We start from the raw sequence: 17,077 nt of genomic DNA, 5'->3' as shown, positions 1-17,077 counted from the left end.
CATGATCAAGGTTTTCAACCTGCCGGACCTGGGTGAAGGACTCACGGAATCCGAAGTGGTGGCCTGGAAGGTCACGCCGGGTCAGTCGGTCGCCCTCAACGAGATCATCGCCGAGGTCGAGACGGCCAAGGCCGTCGTGGAACTGCCCTCACCGTTCACGGGCACCATCTCCGCGCTGCACGCGGATCCCGGGACGGTCGTGGAGGTAGGGCACCCGCTCGTGTCCTTCGACGTGGTCGGCGCGGACGACGACGCCGCGCAGCCGCCTCAGCGCGAGGCGAACCTGGTCGGCTACGGCGCCCTCGTGGAGAAGGGCGGGCGTCCGGCCCGCCGCGCGCGGGTGGCGGCGGCCGTTTCTCCCGCGGCGTCCGCCCCGGCTGCGGCCGTGACCACGCCCGCCGTCACCACGCCCGTCGCGACGAGCGCCCCGGCGCCCCGCGAGGAACGGCCGCGCTCCACGCCTCCCGTGCGGAAGCTGGCCAAGGACCTCGGCATCGACCTGGAACGCGTGCAGGGCACGGGGGAGCGTGGCCTCATCACCCGGGAGGACGTGCTGGCGTTCTCCGGGGCGGCCACCGCGGCAGGTGGCGAGGCCGCCGGGCCGGGCACGGACGGCGGCGCGTCCGCGCTCGCCGGGACGGGCGCGGGCGAGGCGGGGGCCGGCGTCGTCGGACGAGAGACCCGCAGCCCCATCAAGGGGGTGCGCAAGCACACGGCGGCGGCGATGGTCGCGAGCGCGTTCACGGCGCCGCAGGTCTCCGAATTCCTCACGGTCGACGTCACGCCGACCATGGAGCTGCTCGCCCGGATCAAGGCCGACCGGACCTTCGCAGGGCTCAAGTTCACACCGCTCACGCTCGTGGCCAAGGCCGTGCTCGTGGCGCTCGCGAACAACCCCACGCTCAACAGCCACTGGGACGAGGCGGCCCAGGAGATCGTTCAGTACCACTACGTGAATCTGGGCATCGCGGCGGCCACACCCCGCGGTCTCACCGTGCCGAACATCAAGGACGCGCACACGCTCAGCCTGCGGGACCTGGCCGTGGCGCTCGCGGACCTGGCGGAGAAGGCGCGCGCCGCGCGCACCACGCCCGCCGAACTGAGCGGCGGGACGTTCACCATCACCAACATCGGTGTGTTCGGGATCGACGCGGGCACCCCGATGCTGTACCCCGGCGAGGCCGGCATCCTGGCCGTCGGAGCGGTGCGCCGTCAGCCATGGGAGTACCAGGGCGAGGTGGCGCTGCGTCAGGTGCTGACCCTCAGCCTGTCCTTCGACCACCGACTGGTCGACGGCGAACAGGGCTCCCGCTTCCTGGCCGATGTCGGCCGGATCCTGGCGGATCCGGGCATGGTCCTCACGATGATCTGAGGCACCGAACCGACCCGGTGTTCAGGTGCCCGGCGAGCGGACGGGGCGTGCCTCAGTCCGAGCCGCCGGGCGCCGTGAGCGCGGCGTAAGCCATGGCTTCCAGCACGGGCCGCGCCGTCCTCGCAGGCACGGTGCGTCCTCGTTCACGGAGCGAGTGCGGGGTGGAGTTGATGAGGCCGAAACAGGCGTGGACGCGGAGCCGACGTTCGCTGGGTCCGGCTCCGGGCAGCTCCGTCCCGAGGGCCTGCACCCACAGTTCGACGTAGGCGCGCTGCAGCTCGCGCACCTGCTTCCGGCTCGCTTCGGGGAGCGACTGGAAATCGCGGTCCTGGATCCGGATCACCTCCGGCTGGGACAGGGCGAAGTCGGTGTGGAACCGCACGAGGGCGCGCAGGGCCGTGCCGTCCGGCGCGGAATCGGCGGCAGCGTCCATCACCTCACGGCCGCCGTCGAGCAGTCGTCGGCTCACGCCCAGGAGCAGTTCCTCCAGGACGGCCTGCTTCGACGGGAAGTGCCGGTAGACGGCAGGGCCGCTCATCCCGACGGCGGCGCCCAGCGCCTCCAGGGACACCTTGGCGAATCCGGAGTCGGCGAAGAGCCGGGCGGCCTGGGAGACCAGGGCCTTCCGACGTTCCTCCTTGGCCGCGGATCGCGCCGTGCCGGGGCTTTCGCTCACTTGTTCCTCCCGAGTGGTGGACATCACGCTCATTCGAGACTAACCTCAAACTCAGTTATACGTCACTAACTGAAATGTGACCTACCCGCTTCGGAAAGAGCAGGTCAATGGAGATTCTGTCCACCACAGTGGAACCGGCCTCCCCGCAGTTCGAGGCCAACGACGCCGCTCAACGGGCCCTGGTGGAGGAGCTCCGGCAGAAGCTGGCCACCGCCGCGCTCGGCGGTCCGGAGAAGTCCCGCGAACGGCATGTCGCACGCGGCAAACTGCTGCCCCGTGAACGCGTGGACCTCCTCCTGGACGAGGGCAGCCCCTTCCTGGAGGTCGCACCTCTGGCGGCCGAGGACCTGTACGACGGCGCGTCGCCGGCGGCAGGCGTGATCGCCGGCATCGGCGTCGTGGAGGGCCGATTGGTCATGGTGGTCTGCAACGACGCCACCGTGAAGGGCGGCACGTACTATCCCCTGACGGTGCGCAAGCACCTGCGGGCGCAGGAGATCGCCCTGGAGAACGGCCTGCCGTGCGTGTACCTCGTGGATTCCGGCGGCGCCTTCCTCCCGATGCAGGACGAGGTCTTCCCGTCGAAGGACCATTTCGGACGGATCTTCTACAACCAGGCTCAGCTCTCCGCGCGGAAGATCCCGCAGATCGCGGCCGTCATGGGTTCCTGCACCGCCGGCGGCGCGTATGTCCCGGCCATGAGCGATGAGACCGTCATCGTCAAGAACCAGGGCACGATCTTCCTGGGTGGGCCGCCTCTCGTGAAGGCGGCCATCGGTGAGGTCGTCACGGCCGAGGAGCTGGGCGGGGGAGAGGTCCACGCCAGGATCTCCGGTGTGGCCGACCATCTGGCCGAGAACGACGAGCACGCCCTGCAGATCGTCAGGGACATCGTCGCCACGCTGCCGGAGACCCCGGCCCGCGCGTGGGACGTGCTCCCGGTCCGGGAACCCGTGGTGGATCCCGCAGAGTTGTACGGCGCCGTTCCCGTGGACGTGAACGCCTCCTACGACGTGCGCGAGGTCATCGCGCGGCTCGTGGACGGCAGCGAGTTCCACGAATTCAAACGCGAGTACGGGGACACGCTGGTCACCGGCTTCGCGCACGTGATGGGGCACCCGGTGGGCATCGTCGCCAACAACGGCGTGCTGTTCTCCGAATCGGCCCGCAAGGGCGCCCACTTCATCGAACTCTGCGACCAGCGCGGCGTGCCGCTCCTGTTCCTGCAGAACATCACCGGCTTCATGGTCGGCAAGGACGCCGAGCACGGGGGCATCGCCCGCGACGGCGCCAAGATGGTCACGGCCGTCGCCACGGCCCGGGTGCCGAAGTTCACCATCGTGATCGGCGGCTCGTTCGGCGCCGGGAACTACTCGATGTGCGGCCGCGCCTACAGCCCGCGCTTCCTCTGGATGTGGCCCGCGGCGCGCATCTCCGTCATGGGCGGCGCCCAGGCGTCCAGCGTGCTCGCGACCGTCAAGCGTGACCAGCTCGAGGCGGCCGGCCAGGAGTGGAGCGCCGAGGACGAGGAGGCCTTCAAGGCCCCCATCCGTGAACAGTACGAAACACAGGGCAGCCCGTACTATTCCACGGCGCGGCTCTGGGACGACGGCATCATCGACCCGATGGACACCCGCCGGGTGCTCGGTCTCGCCCTCGACGCCGCGTCACGGGTTCCTCTGCCCGAGACCTCCTTCGGCCTTTTCAGGATGTGATCATGGATTTCGCTTTCAGCCTCGGTGGCCATCCCGGCCCTCCGGTCGCCCCCGAATCAGCCCCGCCCCCCTTCGGTTCGGTGCTCATCGCCAACCGCGGCGAGATCGCCGTGCGGATCATCCGCACACTCCAGCGGCTGGGTGTCCGGTCCATCGCCGTCTACAGCGACGCCGACGCGGACGCCCTGCACGTCCAGCTGGCGGATGAAGCGGTCCGGATCGGTCCGGCGGCAGCCGCCGAGAGCTACCTGAACATCGACGCCGTCGTCCGCGCCGCCGTGGAGAGCGGCGCCGACGCCGTGCACCCGGGCTACGGCTTCCTCAGCGAGAACGCGCGCTTCGCCGAAGCGCTCGCCGCCGCGGGCGTCACCTTCATCGGCCCCGGCGTGGACGCGCTCGCCGTGATGGGCGACAAGATCACCGCCAAGAACCACGTGTCCCGTTCCGGCGTCCCCACCGTTCCCGGCTATGCCGGCTCGCCGGGCCGGCCGCCCACCGACGACGAGCTGCGGGAGCACGCCGCCGACGTCGGCTACCCCTTGCTCATCAAGCCCTCCGCGGGCGGTGGCGGCAAGGGCATGGTCGTGGTGGAGGCGCCCGACGACCTCGACGCCGGCCTGGCCACCGCACGCCGCGTAGCCGCGAGCGCCTTCGGCGACGACACGCTGTTCATCGAACGGCTCGTGCGGAACCCCCGTCACATCGAGGTCCAGGTGCTGGCCGACACCCATGGGAACGTCATCCACCTCGGGGAGCGCGAGTGCTCCTTGCAGCGCCGCCATCAGAAGGTCATCGAGGAGGCCCCGTCGGCACTGCTCGAAAGCCTGCCGAACGGCGCCGGGATCCGGGAGCGGATGGGGCAGGCGGCCTGCGACGCCGCCCGGAGCGTCGACTACGTGGGCGCGGGGACCGTGGAGTTCCTGGTCTCGGACGACCGTCCCGATGAGTTCTTCTTCATGGAGATGAACACCCGGCTGCAGGTCGAGCACCCCGTCACCGAGGAGGTGACCGGCATCGACCTGGTGGAGCAGCAGCTGCGGGTGGCGGCGGGGGAGACCCTGTCGCTGACACAGGACGACATCCGGCTGAACGGGCATGCGATCGAGGCCCGGGTGTACGCGGAGGATCCGCGCAACGGCTTCCTCCCGGCCACGGGCACGGTGCTGCTGCTGGACGAGTATCACCGGCGGGGTCCGGCCCCGCGTTTCGCCGGCGTGCACCACTCGATGCCCGAATGGCCCCGACGCCTGAGGATCGACTCCTCGCTGTATGAAGGCCAGACCATCGGCTCGGACTACGACCCCATGCTGGCGAAGGTCATCGTGCACGGCGAGGATCGTGCGGACGCCCTCCGGCAGCTCGATCTGGCCCTGGGGAACTACCGGCTGCTCGGGCTGTCCACGAATGTCGAGTACCTGCGGCTCCTCCTGGCGGACGAGGACGTCCAGGCCGGGCGCCTGGACACGGGTCTGATCGAACGGAAGCTCGACGGCTTCCCCTTCCACGAAATGGACGACGCCGATCTGGCCTTCGTGGCCGTGCTCGCCGACCACGTGGGCACGGCGGCCCGACGCGCACAGTCCGACGGAAACGGCCGTGGGCTGGGACCGGAGTGGGGCGCGACTGATGGCTGGCGTCTCGGCGTCCACCGGCCCCGCCGGGTCCACGCGACCGTCGACGGCGCGGAGCTGGAGGCATTCGTCACGGGCGATCGGGAGGACCAGACCACCTTCCATCGCACCGAACGCGGTCACCACGTGGTCACCCTCGCGGGAGGCCGGACGGTGCGGGTCGAGACATCGCAGATCTTCCACGGTCAGGTGGAGGCGACCGCGGCGGGCGAACGGCGTGAGTACGTCCTCGGCCAGCCGCGTTTCCTTAGCCCCGACGGTCAGGTGCCCCGCGAGTTCACCGTCTGGATCGGCCGTGACGGCTGGTCCGCCGAGGTCGAGCTCCTGGGCCGCGAAGAAGCCCTGACCCGCCGTCTGGCTCGGATCGACCGGGTGGAGGGCGAGGCCGATCCGCGCGTCGTGACGCCCATGCCGGGCACCGTCGTCGCCGTCATGGTGCAGGACGGCGAGCGGGTGGAGGCCGGCCGTCACCTGCTCAGCGTCGAAGCCATGAAGATGGAGCACCAGCTCACCGCACCCCTCGGGGGCATCGTGCACCTGAACGTCGCACCCGGCGATCAGGTCAAAGCCAAGGCCGCAGTGGCCACCATCCATCCCGAAGATCCGGGACACGAGAACTAGGACACCACATGCCTGATTTTGAACTCAGCGACGAGTACCAGGACCTTAGTGACACCGTCCGCGAGTTCGCGGACGAGGTCGTGGCCCCGGTCGCGCAGAAGCACGACGAGGAGCACAGCTTCCCCTATGAGATCGTGGCCGGCATGGCCGAGCTGGGCCTCTTCGGCCTGCCGTTCCCCGAGGAGTACGGCGGCATGGGCGGCGACTACTTCGCCCTCGCCCTGGCGCTCGAGCAGCTCGGCCGCGTGGACCAGTCCGTGGCGATCACCCTGGAGGCAGGCGTCTCGCTCGGCGCGATGCCGGTGTACCGCTTCGGGACCGACGCCCAGAAGGAGGAATGGCTGCCGTCCCTGGCCTCCGGTCAGGCGCTCGCCGGCTTCGGTCTGACGGAGCGGGAGGCCGGTTCCGACGCCGGCGGCACCCAGACGAAGGCGCGCCGCGAGGACGGCCAGTGGGTCATCAACGGGAGCAAGGAGTTCATCACGAACTCCGGGACGGACATCACTCGTCTGGTCACCGTCACGGCCGTCACGGGCAGCACGGAACGCCCCGACGGCACCGTGAAGAAGGAGATCTCCACGATCCTCGTGCCGACCGACACCCCCGGATTCATCGCGGAGAAGGCGTACAACAAGGTCGGCTGGAACGCCTCCGACACCCACCCCCTCACCCTGAAGGACGTGCGCGTCCCCGAGGAGAACCTCCTGGGCGTCGAGGGCCGCGGCTATGCGAACTTCCTCTCCATCCTCGACGAGGGCCGTATCGCCATCGCGGCGCTCGCCACCGGCGCCGCACAGGGCTGCGTGGACGCGTCCGTCCGCTACGCCCGGGAGCGGAGCGCCTTCGGGAACATGATCGGCAAGTACCAGGCGATCCAGTTCAAGATCGCCCGGATGCAGGCCCGTGCCCACACCGCCCGCCTCGCCTACTACGATGCCGCGGCCCGGATGCTGGCCGGCAAGCCGTTCAAGTCGCAGGCCGCGATCGCCAAGATGGTCGCGGGCGAGGCCGCCATGGACAACGCCCGGGACGCCACCCAGGTGTTCGGCGGCTACGGGTTCATCAACGAATTCCCGGTGGCCCGGCACTACCGCGACTCCAAGATTCTGGAGATCGGCGAGGGCACCACCGAGGTGCAGCTCATGCTGATCGCGCGCGAGCTCGGTCTGTAGCCGCGCCTCTGGAAATCGACGACGCCACAGGAGAGGATCGGAGCATGATCGACAAAGTGGTCGGCAGCGTGGAGCGTGCCGTGGCTGACATTCATGAGGGCGCCTCCCTCGCGGTGGGCGGATTCGGACTGTGCGGGATCCCCGTCGGCCTGATCGACGCCCTGCACCGCCAGGGAACGGGCGGTCTGGAGACCATCAGCAACAACTGCGGCGTGGACGACTGGGGTCTCGGCATCCTGCTGTCCGACGGCCGGATCCGCCGCACGGTCAGCTCCTATGTGGGGGAGAACAAGGAGTTCGCCCGCCAGTACCTGGCCGGTGAGCTCGAAGTCGTCCTGACTCCGCAGGGCACGCTGGCGGAGAAGCTCCGTGCCGGCGGCGCGGGCATCCCCGCCTTCTACACGGCGGCCGGTGTCGGCACGCAGGTGGCCGAGGGCGGATTGCCTCAGAAGTACGACGACGCCGGCGGGATCGCGCTCGGCTCGGCGCCGAAGGAGGTGCGCAGCTTCGGGGGCGCCGACTACGTGCTGGAGGAGTCCCTCACGCCGGACTTCGCTCTGGTGCACGCCGCGAAGGGTGACCGCCACGGGAACCTCGTCTTCCACGCCACGGCGCTCAACTTCAATTCCCTGTGCGCCATGGCGGGACGGATCACCATCGCCGAGGTCGAGGAGCTCGTGGAACCGGGCGAGCTGGATCCGGAGCACATCCACGTGCCGGGCATCTTCGTGCAGCGCGTCGTCCACGTGCCGGCGGGAAGCCCTCTGGCGGAGAAGCGGATCGAGAAGCGGACGGTGCGGAAGGAGCAGGCTCCGGAGCCCGCGGGCGTCGCCGGTGCTCAGGCGTCGGGCGCTGCGGAGACCGCCGCGGAGAACGCGGCGCGAGGGCTCGACCGCAACCAGCTGGCGGCGCGGGTGGCCCGCGAGCTGCGGAACGGCCAGTACGTCAACCTCGGGATCGGCATGCCGACCCTCATCCCGAATCACATCCCGGACGGCGTCGAGGTGGTCCTGCATTCCGAGAACGGCATCCTGGGCACCGGACCGTACCCCACCGAGGACGCGGTGGATCCGGATCTCATCAACGCGGGCAAGGAGACGGTGACGGTGAACCCCGGCGCGGCCTTCTTCGACTCGGCGCTGTCCTTCGGCATGGTCCGGGGCGGGCACGTCGACGTGGCGGTCCTCGGCGCGATGGAGGTCGCGGAGAACGGCGATCTCGCCAACTGGATGATCCCCGGCAAGATGGTCAAGGGGATGGGCGGTGCCATGGACCTCGTGTTCGGGGCGAAGCGCCTGATCGTGATGATGGAGCACGTGGACCGCAATGGCCGGCCCAAGATCGTCCAGAGCTGCTCCCTTCCGGTCACCGGCAAGGGCTGTGTGGACCGGATCATCACGGACCTCGCGGTCATCGACGTGACCGACGACGGTCTTGTCCTCCGGGAGACCGCTCCGGGCGTCTCGGTGGAGGAAGTCCTCGCCGCGACGGGCGCTGAACTGCGCGTCGAGATGCACGACCCGGACACCGTATGAGCACGCAGGAGAACCGCATGAGCGAGCCCGGGGACAAACCCGTGACCCAGCAGGACGAACCCCGCAGGATCGTGCAGCGCGGACTGTACTTCGACGAACTGGAGGACGGCGCCGTCTACGTTCACCGTCCCGGCAGAACCCTGACCGAAGCGGACAACGTCCTGTTCACGACCCTGACGATGAACACGCAGGCTCTGCACCTGGACGCCGCGTGGAGTGAGTCCCAGCCCTTCGGGCAGCGCCTCGTGAACTCGATGCTGACCCTGGCCACGCTGGTGGGGCAGTCGGTGCCGCAGCTGACGGCGGGGACCATCATCGCCCAGCTCGGTCTCGACGGGATCAGCTTCCCGAAACCGATGTTCCACGGCGACACCCTCTACACGGAGACCACCGTGCTGGAACGCAGGCCGTCGGCGTCGCGTCCGGGCCAGGGCGTGGTGACCTTCCAGCACACCGGCTACAACCAACGGGGCGAGGTCGTGGCCCTGGCCCGGCGGACCACGTTGATGTGGACCCGCGAGGCCCACGAAGCCGCCGGACGGGGGACACTGGAGGCATGAGCTTCTCGATGGGACCCAGTCTCCTGTTCTGCCCGGCCGACCGGCCCGAACGCTACGCCAAGGCGGCCGACCGCGCCGACGCCGTCATCCTGGATCTGGAGGACGCCGTGTCCGCCGACGCCAAGGCCGCCGCCCGGCTGGCGCTCGCGGATCCCGCGAACGCCCTCGACCCGGAGCGGACCATCGTCCGGGTCAACCCGGTCGGGACCCCCGAGATCCGCCTGGACCTGGAAGCGGTGGCGAAGACGCCCTACCGGACGCTCATGCTGGCCAAGGCCGAGAGCGGCCAGCAGCTCGACGCCCTGGGGGACTACGAGATCCTCGCTCTGTGCGAGACCGCGCGAGGTGTGCTGAACGCCGCCGAGATCGCCGCACGGCCGAACGTCGTGGGACTCATGTGGGGCGCCGAGGACCTGCTGGCGTCGCTCGGCGGGACTTCCAGCCGGGATGCCGACGGCGCCTACCGTGCGGTCGCGCTGCACGCCCGCTCCCAGGTGCTGCTCGCCGCCGGGGCGTTCGGCAAGGCGGCGATCGACGCGGTCTACGTCAACATCCCGGACCTGGACGGGCTCGCCGCGGAATCCGCCGACGCGGTGGCGTCCGGTTTCGCGGCGAAGGCCTGCATCCACCCGAACCAGGTGGCCGTGGTGCGGGAGGCGTATCTGCCCGACGACGCCGCGGTCCAGGCCGCGCGGGACCTCCTCGCCGCCGCTGCCTCCGCGGGCAACGGGGTGTTCAGTCACGAGGGCCGCATGATCGACGGTCCGATCCTCCGGCACGCCGAGTCGGTGCTCCGCCGGGCGGGCGCGGCCGGCTGAGGTCGCGGTTTCCGGCTGAATTCGTCGACACGGTCCACGAACTCAGCCGAAACCCACGGACTCGGGGTGGTGGTGCGCCGGTGCGCAGAGGCCGGACGCAGGGGCGCCGCACGGGCTCCGTGCAGCAAGCGCTCAGGTTCTCCGGGATACTGGAACCATGCGTTCAGTGACCCTGCTCGGCTCCACCGGCTCCATCGGCACCCAGGCGATCGACGTCGTCGACGGCGCCCCTCACCGCTTCAGCGTCACCGCGCTGAGTGCCGGCGGCGGCAACCTCGCCCTCCTCGCGCGGCAGGCGGTCCACGTCCGCGCCCAGGCCGTGGGTGTCGCCTCGGGGAGCGAGAGCGAGTTCCGGGAGCTGCTGGCCGATGAAGCGGCACGGGCCGGGCTGCGGGACTACGCCCCGGAGCTGTACTTCGGCCCCGACGCCTCCACCCGCATCGCTTCGATCCCGGTCGATGTGGTCCTGAACGGCATCACGGGTTCGATCGGCCTCGCACCCACCCTGGCGGCTCTCGAGTCCGGGGCGACCCTGGCGCTGGCCAACAAGGAATCCCTGATCGTGGGCGGCGCCCTGGTCAAGGACCTCGCCCGGCCGGGGCAGATCGTGCCGGTCGACTCCGAGCATTCGGCCATCGCCCAGTGCCTCCGCTCCGGCACCGAGGCCGAGGTCGACCGCCTGGTCCTGACCGCCTCAGGGGGACCGTTCCGCGGCAAGACCCGCGCGGAGCTCCAGCACGTCACCCCCGCCGAGGCCCTCGCCCATCCGACCTGGGACATGGGCCTCATGGTCACGACCAACTCCGCCAGCCTGGTGAACAAGGGTCTGGAGGTCATCGAGGCGCACCTGCTCTTCGACGTGCCGCTGGACCGGATCGACGTCGTCGTCCATCCGCAGTCGGTGGTGCACTCGATGGTGCAGTTCGTGGACGGCTCCTCGATCGCGCAGGCGTCCCCGCCCGACATGCGGCTGCCCATCGCGCTCGGCATGGCCTGGCCCGAACGGGTCGCTCACGCCGCAACCCCCTGTGACTGGACGCAGGCGACCCAGTGGACGTTCGAGCCGCTCGACGCCGTGGCGTTCCCCGCCGTCGACCTCGCCAAGGACGCGGCCAAGCAGGGCGGCACCCATCCGGCCGTCTTCAACGCCGCCAACGAGGAGGCCGTGCTGGCCTTCCACCGCGGGGAGATCAGCTTCACGGACATCGTGGACACCGTGGAGGCGGTGCTCGCCGAGCACTCCGACCACGCCGCGCTCAGCCTGGACTCGGTGCTCGCCGCCGAGGAGTGGGCACGAAAGCGCACCCACGAACGTTTGTCCTCGTGATGAATGCTTCGACGAGAAAGAGCACTGAGATGACGAGGCTGTGGGCATGAGCGGGCCGCTGCTGTTCCTGGGTGGGGTGCTGTTCGTGGCGATCGGCATCGCCGTGTCCATCGCGCTGCACGAAGTCGGCCATCTGCTGCCTGCCAAGCTGTTCAAGGTCCGCGTCACGCGGTACATGATCGGGTTCGGCCCCACGATCTTCTCCCGGAAGAAGGGGGAGACCGAGTACGGCGTCAAGGCGCTGCCCCTGGGCGGCTACGTCCAGATGATCGGGATGTACCCGCCGAATCCCGAGGACGGCACCCTGCGCGCCTCCAGCACGGGCATGTTCCAGAACCTCGCCCGTGAGGCCCGCCAGCAAGCGAGCGAGGAGGTGGGGCCCGACGACGGGAACCGCGTCTTCTACAAGCTGCCGGTGTGGAAGAAGATCGTGATCATGCTGGGCGGCCCGGCGATGAACATCGTGCTGGGCATCCTCTTCACGGCGATCCTGCTGATGGGCTTCGGCAGTGCGCAGCCCACGACCACGCTGTCCACCGTGTCCGCCTGCCAGGTGGCCCAGGGTGACAAGGAGCCGGGACCAGGGGAGAAGTGCACCCCTGCTCCGGCGGCGGCCGCCGGTCTCAAACCGGGCGACCGGATCGTCAGTTTCGACGGCAAGCCCGCCACGGACTGGAACACCCTGACGGAGCAGATCCGGCAGTCGGCCGGGCGCAAGGTCCCCGTCGTCGTCCAGCGCGGCGACCAGACGATCGACACGACCGTCACCCCGGTCCTGACCGCGCGCCCGGTCTACGGCGCGGACGGCCAGCCGGCGAAGGACTCTGCCGGCAAGGTCCTCACACAGGACGTCGGGTTCATCGGCGTCGGGCCGCGTCAGGCCCTGGTGCCGCAAGGGCCCGAGACGGTGCTGCCGGCCGTGGGGACGCAGATGACCCAGGTCAGCCACGTCGTCCTCGACCTGCCCGCCCGCGTGATCGGTGTGGCCAAGGCGGCGTTCAGCTCAGAGCCCCGTGATCCGAACGGCCCCATCAGCGTGGTGGGCGTCGGACGCGTCGCCGGTGAGGTCTCCGCCATGGAGGAGATCCCGCTGGACGCCCGTATCGCGAGCCTGATCGGGATCCTGGCCGGGCTGAACTTCGCGCTGGCCATCTTCAACCTGATCCCGCTGCCGCCCCTGGACGGCGGGCACGTGGCCGGGGCGCTGTACGAGGGAATCCGCCGCGGCATCGCCCGGATCTTCCGCCGTCCCGACCCGGGCCCCTTCGACCTGGCGAAGCTGCTGCCCGTCACGTACACGGTGGCGGGGCTGCTGCTCGCGATGGGTGTGGTGCTGATCTACGCGGACATCGTCAAACCCGTGAAGCTGTTCGGATGACGACGGCGGTCGCATCCACTGAGCCCGCCGGCCTGGCGGCCGGCCGAGGTCCCTCGGCGCCTGCGCTCGTTCCTCGCGCGACAACGGCGCTCTCGGAACATCCCCGGCCGGCCACCAGGATGACGACGGCGCAGAGAGCTTCGCGCCGGCGTCGAGCGCTCAGTGTCACACTACGGACGCCCCGCGGTTCCGGGCCTGAGGGATAGAGTGAACCCATGACTGTTTTCGCCGTGGAGTACGTGTACGACGCCGCAACGGCCGCCGTGCGCGACGAGTTCCGCCCCGCCCACCGCGCCTGGCTCGGAGCGCTCGCCGAGGAGGGCACCGTGCTGGCCTCCGGACCCGTCGATTCCGGGGCGGGAGCCCTGCTGATCATGGTGGCCGAGGACCAGCCCGCGCTGGACGGGCTCCTCCGGGAGGACCCGTTCCAGATCAACGGCGCCGTCGCCCAGACGAGCGCCCGCGAGTGGAGCCCCGTGATCGGCCGCTTCAGCGAATTCGTCTCCTGACCGGGGCCGGACTCACCAGAACCACAAGAGCTACAGAACTGAGGAATCAGAAGTGACATCGGTCAGCCTTGGAATGCCGTCCGCCCCGCCGCCCGTGCTCGCACCGCGGCGCAAGACCCGCCAGATCAAGGTGGGGTCGGTGGGCGTCGGATCCGACTCGCCCATCAGCGTGCAGTCCATGACCACCACCCCCACCACGGACATCAACGCGACCCTGCAGCAGATCGCGGAGCTGACCGCCTCCGGCTGCGACATCGTGCGCGTGGCGTGCCCGTCGGCGGACGACGCCGCGGCTCTGCCCATCATCGCCAAGAAGTCGCAGATCCCGGTGATCGCGGACATCCACTTCCAGCCGAAGTACGTCTTCGCGGCGATCGAGGCCGGGTGTGCCGCGGTGCGCGTGAACCCGGGCAACATCCGGAAGTTCGACGACCAGGTCAAGGAGATCGCCCAGGCGGCCAAGGACCACGGCACGAGCATCCGCATCGGCGTCAACGCCGGCTCCCTGGAGCCCAGCCTGCTGAAGAAGTACGGCAAGGCCACCCCGGAGGCCCTCGTGGAGTCGGCCGTCTGGGAGGCGAGCCTCTTCGAGGAGCACGGTTTCCACGACTTCAAGATCTCGGTGAAGCACAACGACCCCGTCGTCATGGTGGCCGCCTACGAGATGCTCGCCGAGAAGGGCGACTGGCCTCTGCACCTCGGCGTGACCGAGGCCGGACCGGCGTTCCAGGGCACCATCAAGTCCGCCACCGCGTTCGGCGCCCTGCTGTCCCGCGGCATCGGCGACACCATCCGCGTCTCCCTCTCGGCCCCTCCCGTCGAGGAGGTCAAGGTGGGCAACCAGATCCTGCAGTCCCTGAACCTGCGCCCCCGTAAGCTCGAGATCGTCTCCTGCCCCTCCTGTGGCCGCGCCCAGGTGGACGTCTACACCCTCGCCGAGCAGGTGACCGCGGGACTGGAAGGCATGGAGATCCCGCTGCGCGTGGCCGTCATGGGCTGCGTGGTGAACGGCCCCGGCGAGGCCCGCGAAGCCGACCTCGGCGTCGCCTCGGGCAACGGCAAGGGCCAGATCTTTGTGAAGGGCCAGGTCATCAAGACCGTGCCGGAACACGAGATCGTTGAGACACTGATCGAAGAAGCCATGCGCATTGCCGATGAAATGGAGTCCGATGATCCGAGTGCTCCCTCCGGCAGTCCAGTGGTCACCGTCTCCTAGCAAGGTCGCGGGAGGGCCCATGATCCGTGAACTCGTGGATGAGGACCTTCCCGCGCTCCGCGATCTGGCCCTGCGGGACGAAGCCGTCAACGCCTTCGTCCTGGCCCAGACCGTGAGGCCGTGGCGCTCTCTGGGCGCCACGGTCTTCGGCGTGTTCGACGACGGCGGGCTGATCGCCGCCTGCTGGGCGGGCGCCAACGTGGTGCCCATCGCCCTCGACCCGTCCCTCGCGCCGCTCTTCGCCTATGCGCTGCACGCCCGTTCGCACCGCTACGCCTCGATCTTCGGCCCGAGCGACGCGGTGCTCGCCCTGCTCCCGGCCCTGGAGGCCTTCGGGCATGTCCCCCTGGAAGTCCGCCGTTCCCAGCCGTTCCTCCTGCACGACGGCGAGGTGGAGGTCGAAGCGGACCCGTCCGTCCGCGCCGCCTCGATGGACGACTTCGACCGGATCCTCCCGGCCTCCGTGGCGATGTTCGAGGAGGAGGTGGGCTATTCGCCGTTCCTGGGCGGGCAGGAGAACTACCGCCGCCGGGTGCTCAACCTGCTCCGGCAGGGTCACACGCTCGCCCGTTTCAGTCCCGCGGGTCAGGTGCTTTTCAAGGCGGATCTGGGGGTGGTCACCCGCGGGGTGTGCCAGATCCAGGGGGTCTGGATGGACCCGGCCCAGCGCGGCCGGGGGATGGCGGCCGCCCGGGTCGCCGCCGTCGTCGAGTATTCACGACGCGTGGCGGGTGTCGCGTCCCTGTACGTGAACGACTACAACACCGCGGCGCGGAAGGTCTACGAGAAGGTCGGCTTCCGCGAGCACGGCGAGTTCGCCACGGTGCTGTACTGATCTCCACTGACCCGGGCCGTACTGACCCGGCCCTGCTGGTCCGGCACCCCCGCCCGTTCTGTGCCCGCCTGCTTGTCGCGGGGTCCGCGGCGGCATAGCGTTGGCCTCACCGTCTCCAGGGGGAAGCCGTCATGAGAAGACCACTGCTCGCCATGCTGTCCGTGCTGCTGTCCGCCCTGGTGGTGGGCGGATGTGCGGTCACGATACCGAGTCCGGGCAAAGCGTGGAGCGCGGCGGAACTGGAAGACGTCGTGACCCGGCTCAAGGGGCCCAACGACGGCTCGTTCACGCAGGTCGCAGTGGAGAAGGTCCGCAAGACCGTCGAGGCGAACGAGCGGACCGAGGCCAGGACCGAGGTGGCGCCGGTGGCGTGTCAGGACGTTGCTTTTTCCAACAACCGCGTCTCCACGAAACTCCTGGACCGCGCCCGTGTGGCCCTGGGCCTCAACGACACGGGCCGCGACGCGACGGTCGCCGTCGTCCTCAGCAGCGGCCCGCCGGAGCTGCTTCGTCCCGGCGTCGACCGGGAGACCTTAAGGCGCTGTTCCACCCTCAAACTGATCCGTGGGGTTCAGACGGCCGCGGTGGCCATGGCCGCAGCGTCGCCGCCGAAAGCGGAGGGCGGTCTCGCGTGGACCATGACGATCACCGGCCCCGACGGGACCATGGAGATCGCGCTGTCGACGGTGACGGTGGGCCGGGTGAACGTCTTCGTCAGCGTGGCCGGGCGGAAAGGCGGGGCGGACACGACGACGGTGGCGAACGCCGTGGTCGAGCAGGCCGCCGCGCTCCTGGAGTGAGCCCTCGTCTGTCGCACTCGCGTCATGGGGAGGGCTGCCCATCGCACATTTCCGCATCGAATGGAATAATCACAGACGAGTTCAGTCTCACCAATCGAACCGCTTTCTGATCGGGGAAAACATCATGAAGAACGCACGTCGGGCCCTCCTGGCTCTCTCCGCGGCCTCGCTGCTGGCCGTCACGGCCTGTTCCGGCCCGGCACAGCAGCAGCCCGGCGGGACGTCCGGAGGTGGCGGGCAGTCCGCCGCGCCGGTGGCCGCGAAGAAGTACAGCGAGGCCGAGCTGGAGGCCGTGCTCAAAGCTTCCAAGGGCGCCGACGGCAAGGAGCTCAAGGTGCTCCCCTCCGCAGACCTGAAGAAGTCCCTCGAAGCGTCGAAGGAACTGCTTGCGAAGACGAAGATCACCCCGGCCGAGTGCGGCGGGGCTGACGTCACCGCCGGTCTTCAGATGCTCGACGGCGCCACCACCGCGGTGGGCACGTCCACCGGCGCCGACGGCATCCCCAGCCAGGCCGTCAGCCTGATCTCCGGCGTCGACGCTTCGGCGCTGGAGGGCGCCCTCTCGAAGTCCAAGGACCGCCTGGAGAAGTGCAAGACCATGACGGTCGAGATCGCGGGCCAGAAGGCCGAGGCGACCACCGAGACGCTCCAGATCTCGGCGAAGACCCCGGGCGCGACCGCGTTCGAGACCACGACCGGGCTGCCGGGCGGCGCCTCGAAGATGAAGCAGGTGAGCGTCATGGCCGTGAAGAACGGCGTCGCGATCACCAGTGTCTCCCTGGCGGGCGGCGCGGGCACGGCCGATGTCGAGAAGGCCGTCGCCACCCTGGACGCTGTCGCGGACCAGATCAAGTAGGAGCGCGAGCGTTCCTCAGCAGCACCCGAAGGGGCCGCGTCCACTCTGGACGCGGC

At 69.6% G+C, this 17,077-nt stretch carries 15 protein-coding genes and 1 pseudogene; 15 read left to right on the top strand and 1 reads right to left on the bottom strand.

Features of this window, described 5'->3' with window-relative positions:
* Position 1: 1 nt before the first annotated feature.
* Complete coding sequence (locus BLV63_RS13190; protein WP_066215240.1) at positions 2–1,372, top strand: dihydrolipoamide acetyltransferase family protein; 1,371 nt, start codon at positions 2–4, stop codon at positions 1,370–1,372.
* A 52-nt stretch (positions 1,373–1,424) separates the two neighbouring features.
* Here BLV63_RS13190 and BLV63_RS13185 read toward each other — a convergent pair whose 3' ends face one another.
* Entirely contained in the window at positions 1,425–2,072 is a 648-nt protein-coding gene (locus tag BLV63_RS13185; protein ID WP_066215242.1) for a TetR/AcrR family transcriptional regulator, read from the bottom strand.
* A gap of 83 nt (positions 2,073–2,155) precedes the next feature.
* On the opposite strand from BLV63_RS13185, the gene BLV63_RS13180 reads away from it, so the two are divergent.
* The 14 genes and pseudogenes from BLV63_RS13180 to BLV63_RS13120 all read left to right on the top strand — a co-directional run bounded on the left by BLV63_RS13180 (position 2,156) and on the right by BLV63_RS13120 (position 17,021).
* The gene (locus BLV63_RS13180) at positions 2,156–3,763 is read left to right on the top strand and encodes a carboxyl transferase domain-containing protein (RefSeq protein WP_066215244.1); all 1,608 of its coding nucleotides are present in this window, start codon (positions 2,156–2,158) and stop codon (positions 3,761–3,763) included.
* Positions 3,764–3,765: 2 nt separating this feature from the next.
* Positions 3,766–6,015 carry an ATP-binding protein gene (locus BLV63_RS13175; RefSeq protein ID WP_066215246.1) on the top strand — a complete coding sequence of 750 codons (2,250 nt, stop codon included), beginning with the start codon at positions 3,766–3,768 and terminating at the stop codon, positions 6,013–6,015.
* An 8-nt stretch (positions 6,016–6,023) separates the two neighbouring features.
* Positions 6,024–7,187 (top strand): acyl-CoA dehydrogenase family protein, encoded by a 1,164-nt coding sequence (locus BLV63_RS13170; protein ID WP_066215247.1) that lies wholly within the window; start codon positions 6,024–6,026, stop codon positions 7,185–7,187.
* A 44-nt stretch (positions 7,188–7,231) separates the two neighbouring features.
* Positions 7,232–8,014 (top strand): annotated as a pseudogene (locus tag BLV63_RS18810) (CoA transferase subunit A); the annotation flags it as partial.
* A 75-nt stretch (positions 8,015–8,089) separates the two neighbouring features.
* On the top strand, positions 8,090–8,722 hold the full coding sequence (locus BLV63_RS18805) for a CoA transferase subunit B (protein ID WP_219906416.1): 633 nt from the start codon (positions 8,090–8,092) through the stop codon (positions 8,720–8,722).
* A 17-nt stretch (positions 8,723–8,739) separates the two neighbouring features.
* A complete protein-coding gene (locus BLV63_RS13160; protein WP_066215394.1) occupies positions 8,740–9,282 on the top strand; it encodes a MaoC family dehydratase in 543 nt (180 codons plus the stop codon).
* Complete coding sequence (locus BLV63_RS13155) at positions 9,279–10,100, top strand: HpcH/HpaI aldolase/citrate lyase family protein (protein WP_066215252.1); 822 nt, start codon at positions 9,279–9,281, stop codon at positions 10,098–10,100. The genes BLV63_RS13160 and BLV63_RS13155 overlap by 4 nt, the downstream gene beginning before the upstream one ends.
* Before the next feature lie 157 nt (positions 10,101–10,257).
* Complete coding sequence (gene dxr, locus BLV63_RS13150; protein WP_066215254.1) at positions 10,258–11,427, top strand: 1-deoxy-D-xylulose-5-phosphate reductoisomerase; 1,170 nt, start codon at positions 10,258–10,260, stop codon at positions 11,425–11,427.
* Positions 11,428–11,473: 46 nt separating this feature from the next.
* Positions 11,474–12,805 carry a M50 family metallopeptidase gene (locus BLV63_RS13145; RefSeq protein ID WP_066215395.1) on the top strand — a complete coding sequence of 444 codons (1,332 nt, stop codon included), beginning with the start codon at positions 11,474–11,476 and terminating at the stop codon, positions 12,803–12,805.
* Between the two features lie 215 nt (positions 12,806–13,020).
* Complete coding sequence (locus BLV63_RS13140) at positions 13,021–13,314, top strand: YciI family protein (RefSeq protein WP_066215256.1); 294 nt, start codon at positions 13,021–13,023, stop codon at positions 13,312–13,314.
* Between the two features lie 52 nt (positions 13,315–13,366).
* On the top strand, positions 13,367–14,530 hold the full coding sequence (ispG, locus tag BLV63_RS13135) for a flavodoxin-dependent (E)-4-hydroxy-3-methylbut-2-enyl-diphosphate synthase (RefSeq protein WP_066215257.1): 1,164 nt from the start codon (positions 13,367–13,369) through the stop codon (positions 14,528–14,530).
* Positions 14,531–14,549: 19 nt separating this feature from the next.
* Complete coding sequence (locus BLV63_RS13130) at positions 14,550–15,365, top strand: GNAT family N-acetyltransferase (protein ID WP_066215259.1); 816 nt, start codon at positions 14,550–14,552, stop codon at positions 15,363–15,365.
* A 131-nt stretch (positions 15,366–15,496) separates the two neighbouring features.
* Entirely contained in the window at positions 15,497–16,165 is a 669-nt protein-coding gene (locus BLV63_RS13125) for a hypothetical protein (RefSeq protein WP_139244693.1), read from the top strand.
* Positions 16,166–16,289: 124 nt separating this feature from the next.
* Positions 16,290–17,021 (top strand): hypothetical protein, encoded by a 732-nt coding sequence (locus BLV63_RS13120; protein WP_066215265.1) that lies wholly within the window; start codon positions 16,290–16,292, stop codon positions 17,019–17,021.
* Positions 17,022–17,077: the final 56 nt, after the last annotated feature.

Origin of the sequence: Arthrobacter woluwensis, assembly GCF_900105345.1 — a bacterium.
Lineage (GTDB): Bacteria > Actinomycetota > Actinomycetes > Actinomycetales > Micrococcaceae > Arthrobacter_E > Arthrobacter_E woluwensis.
The sequence above is the reverse complement of the archived record's forward strand: the minus strand, read 5'-3'. Positions and strand labels throughout refer to the sequence as shown.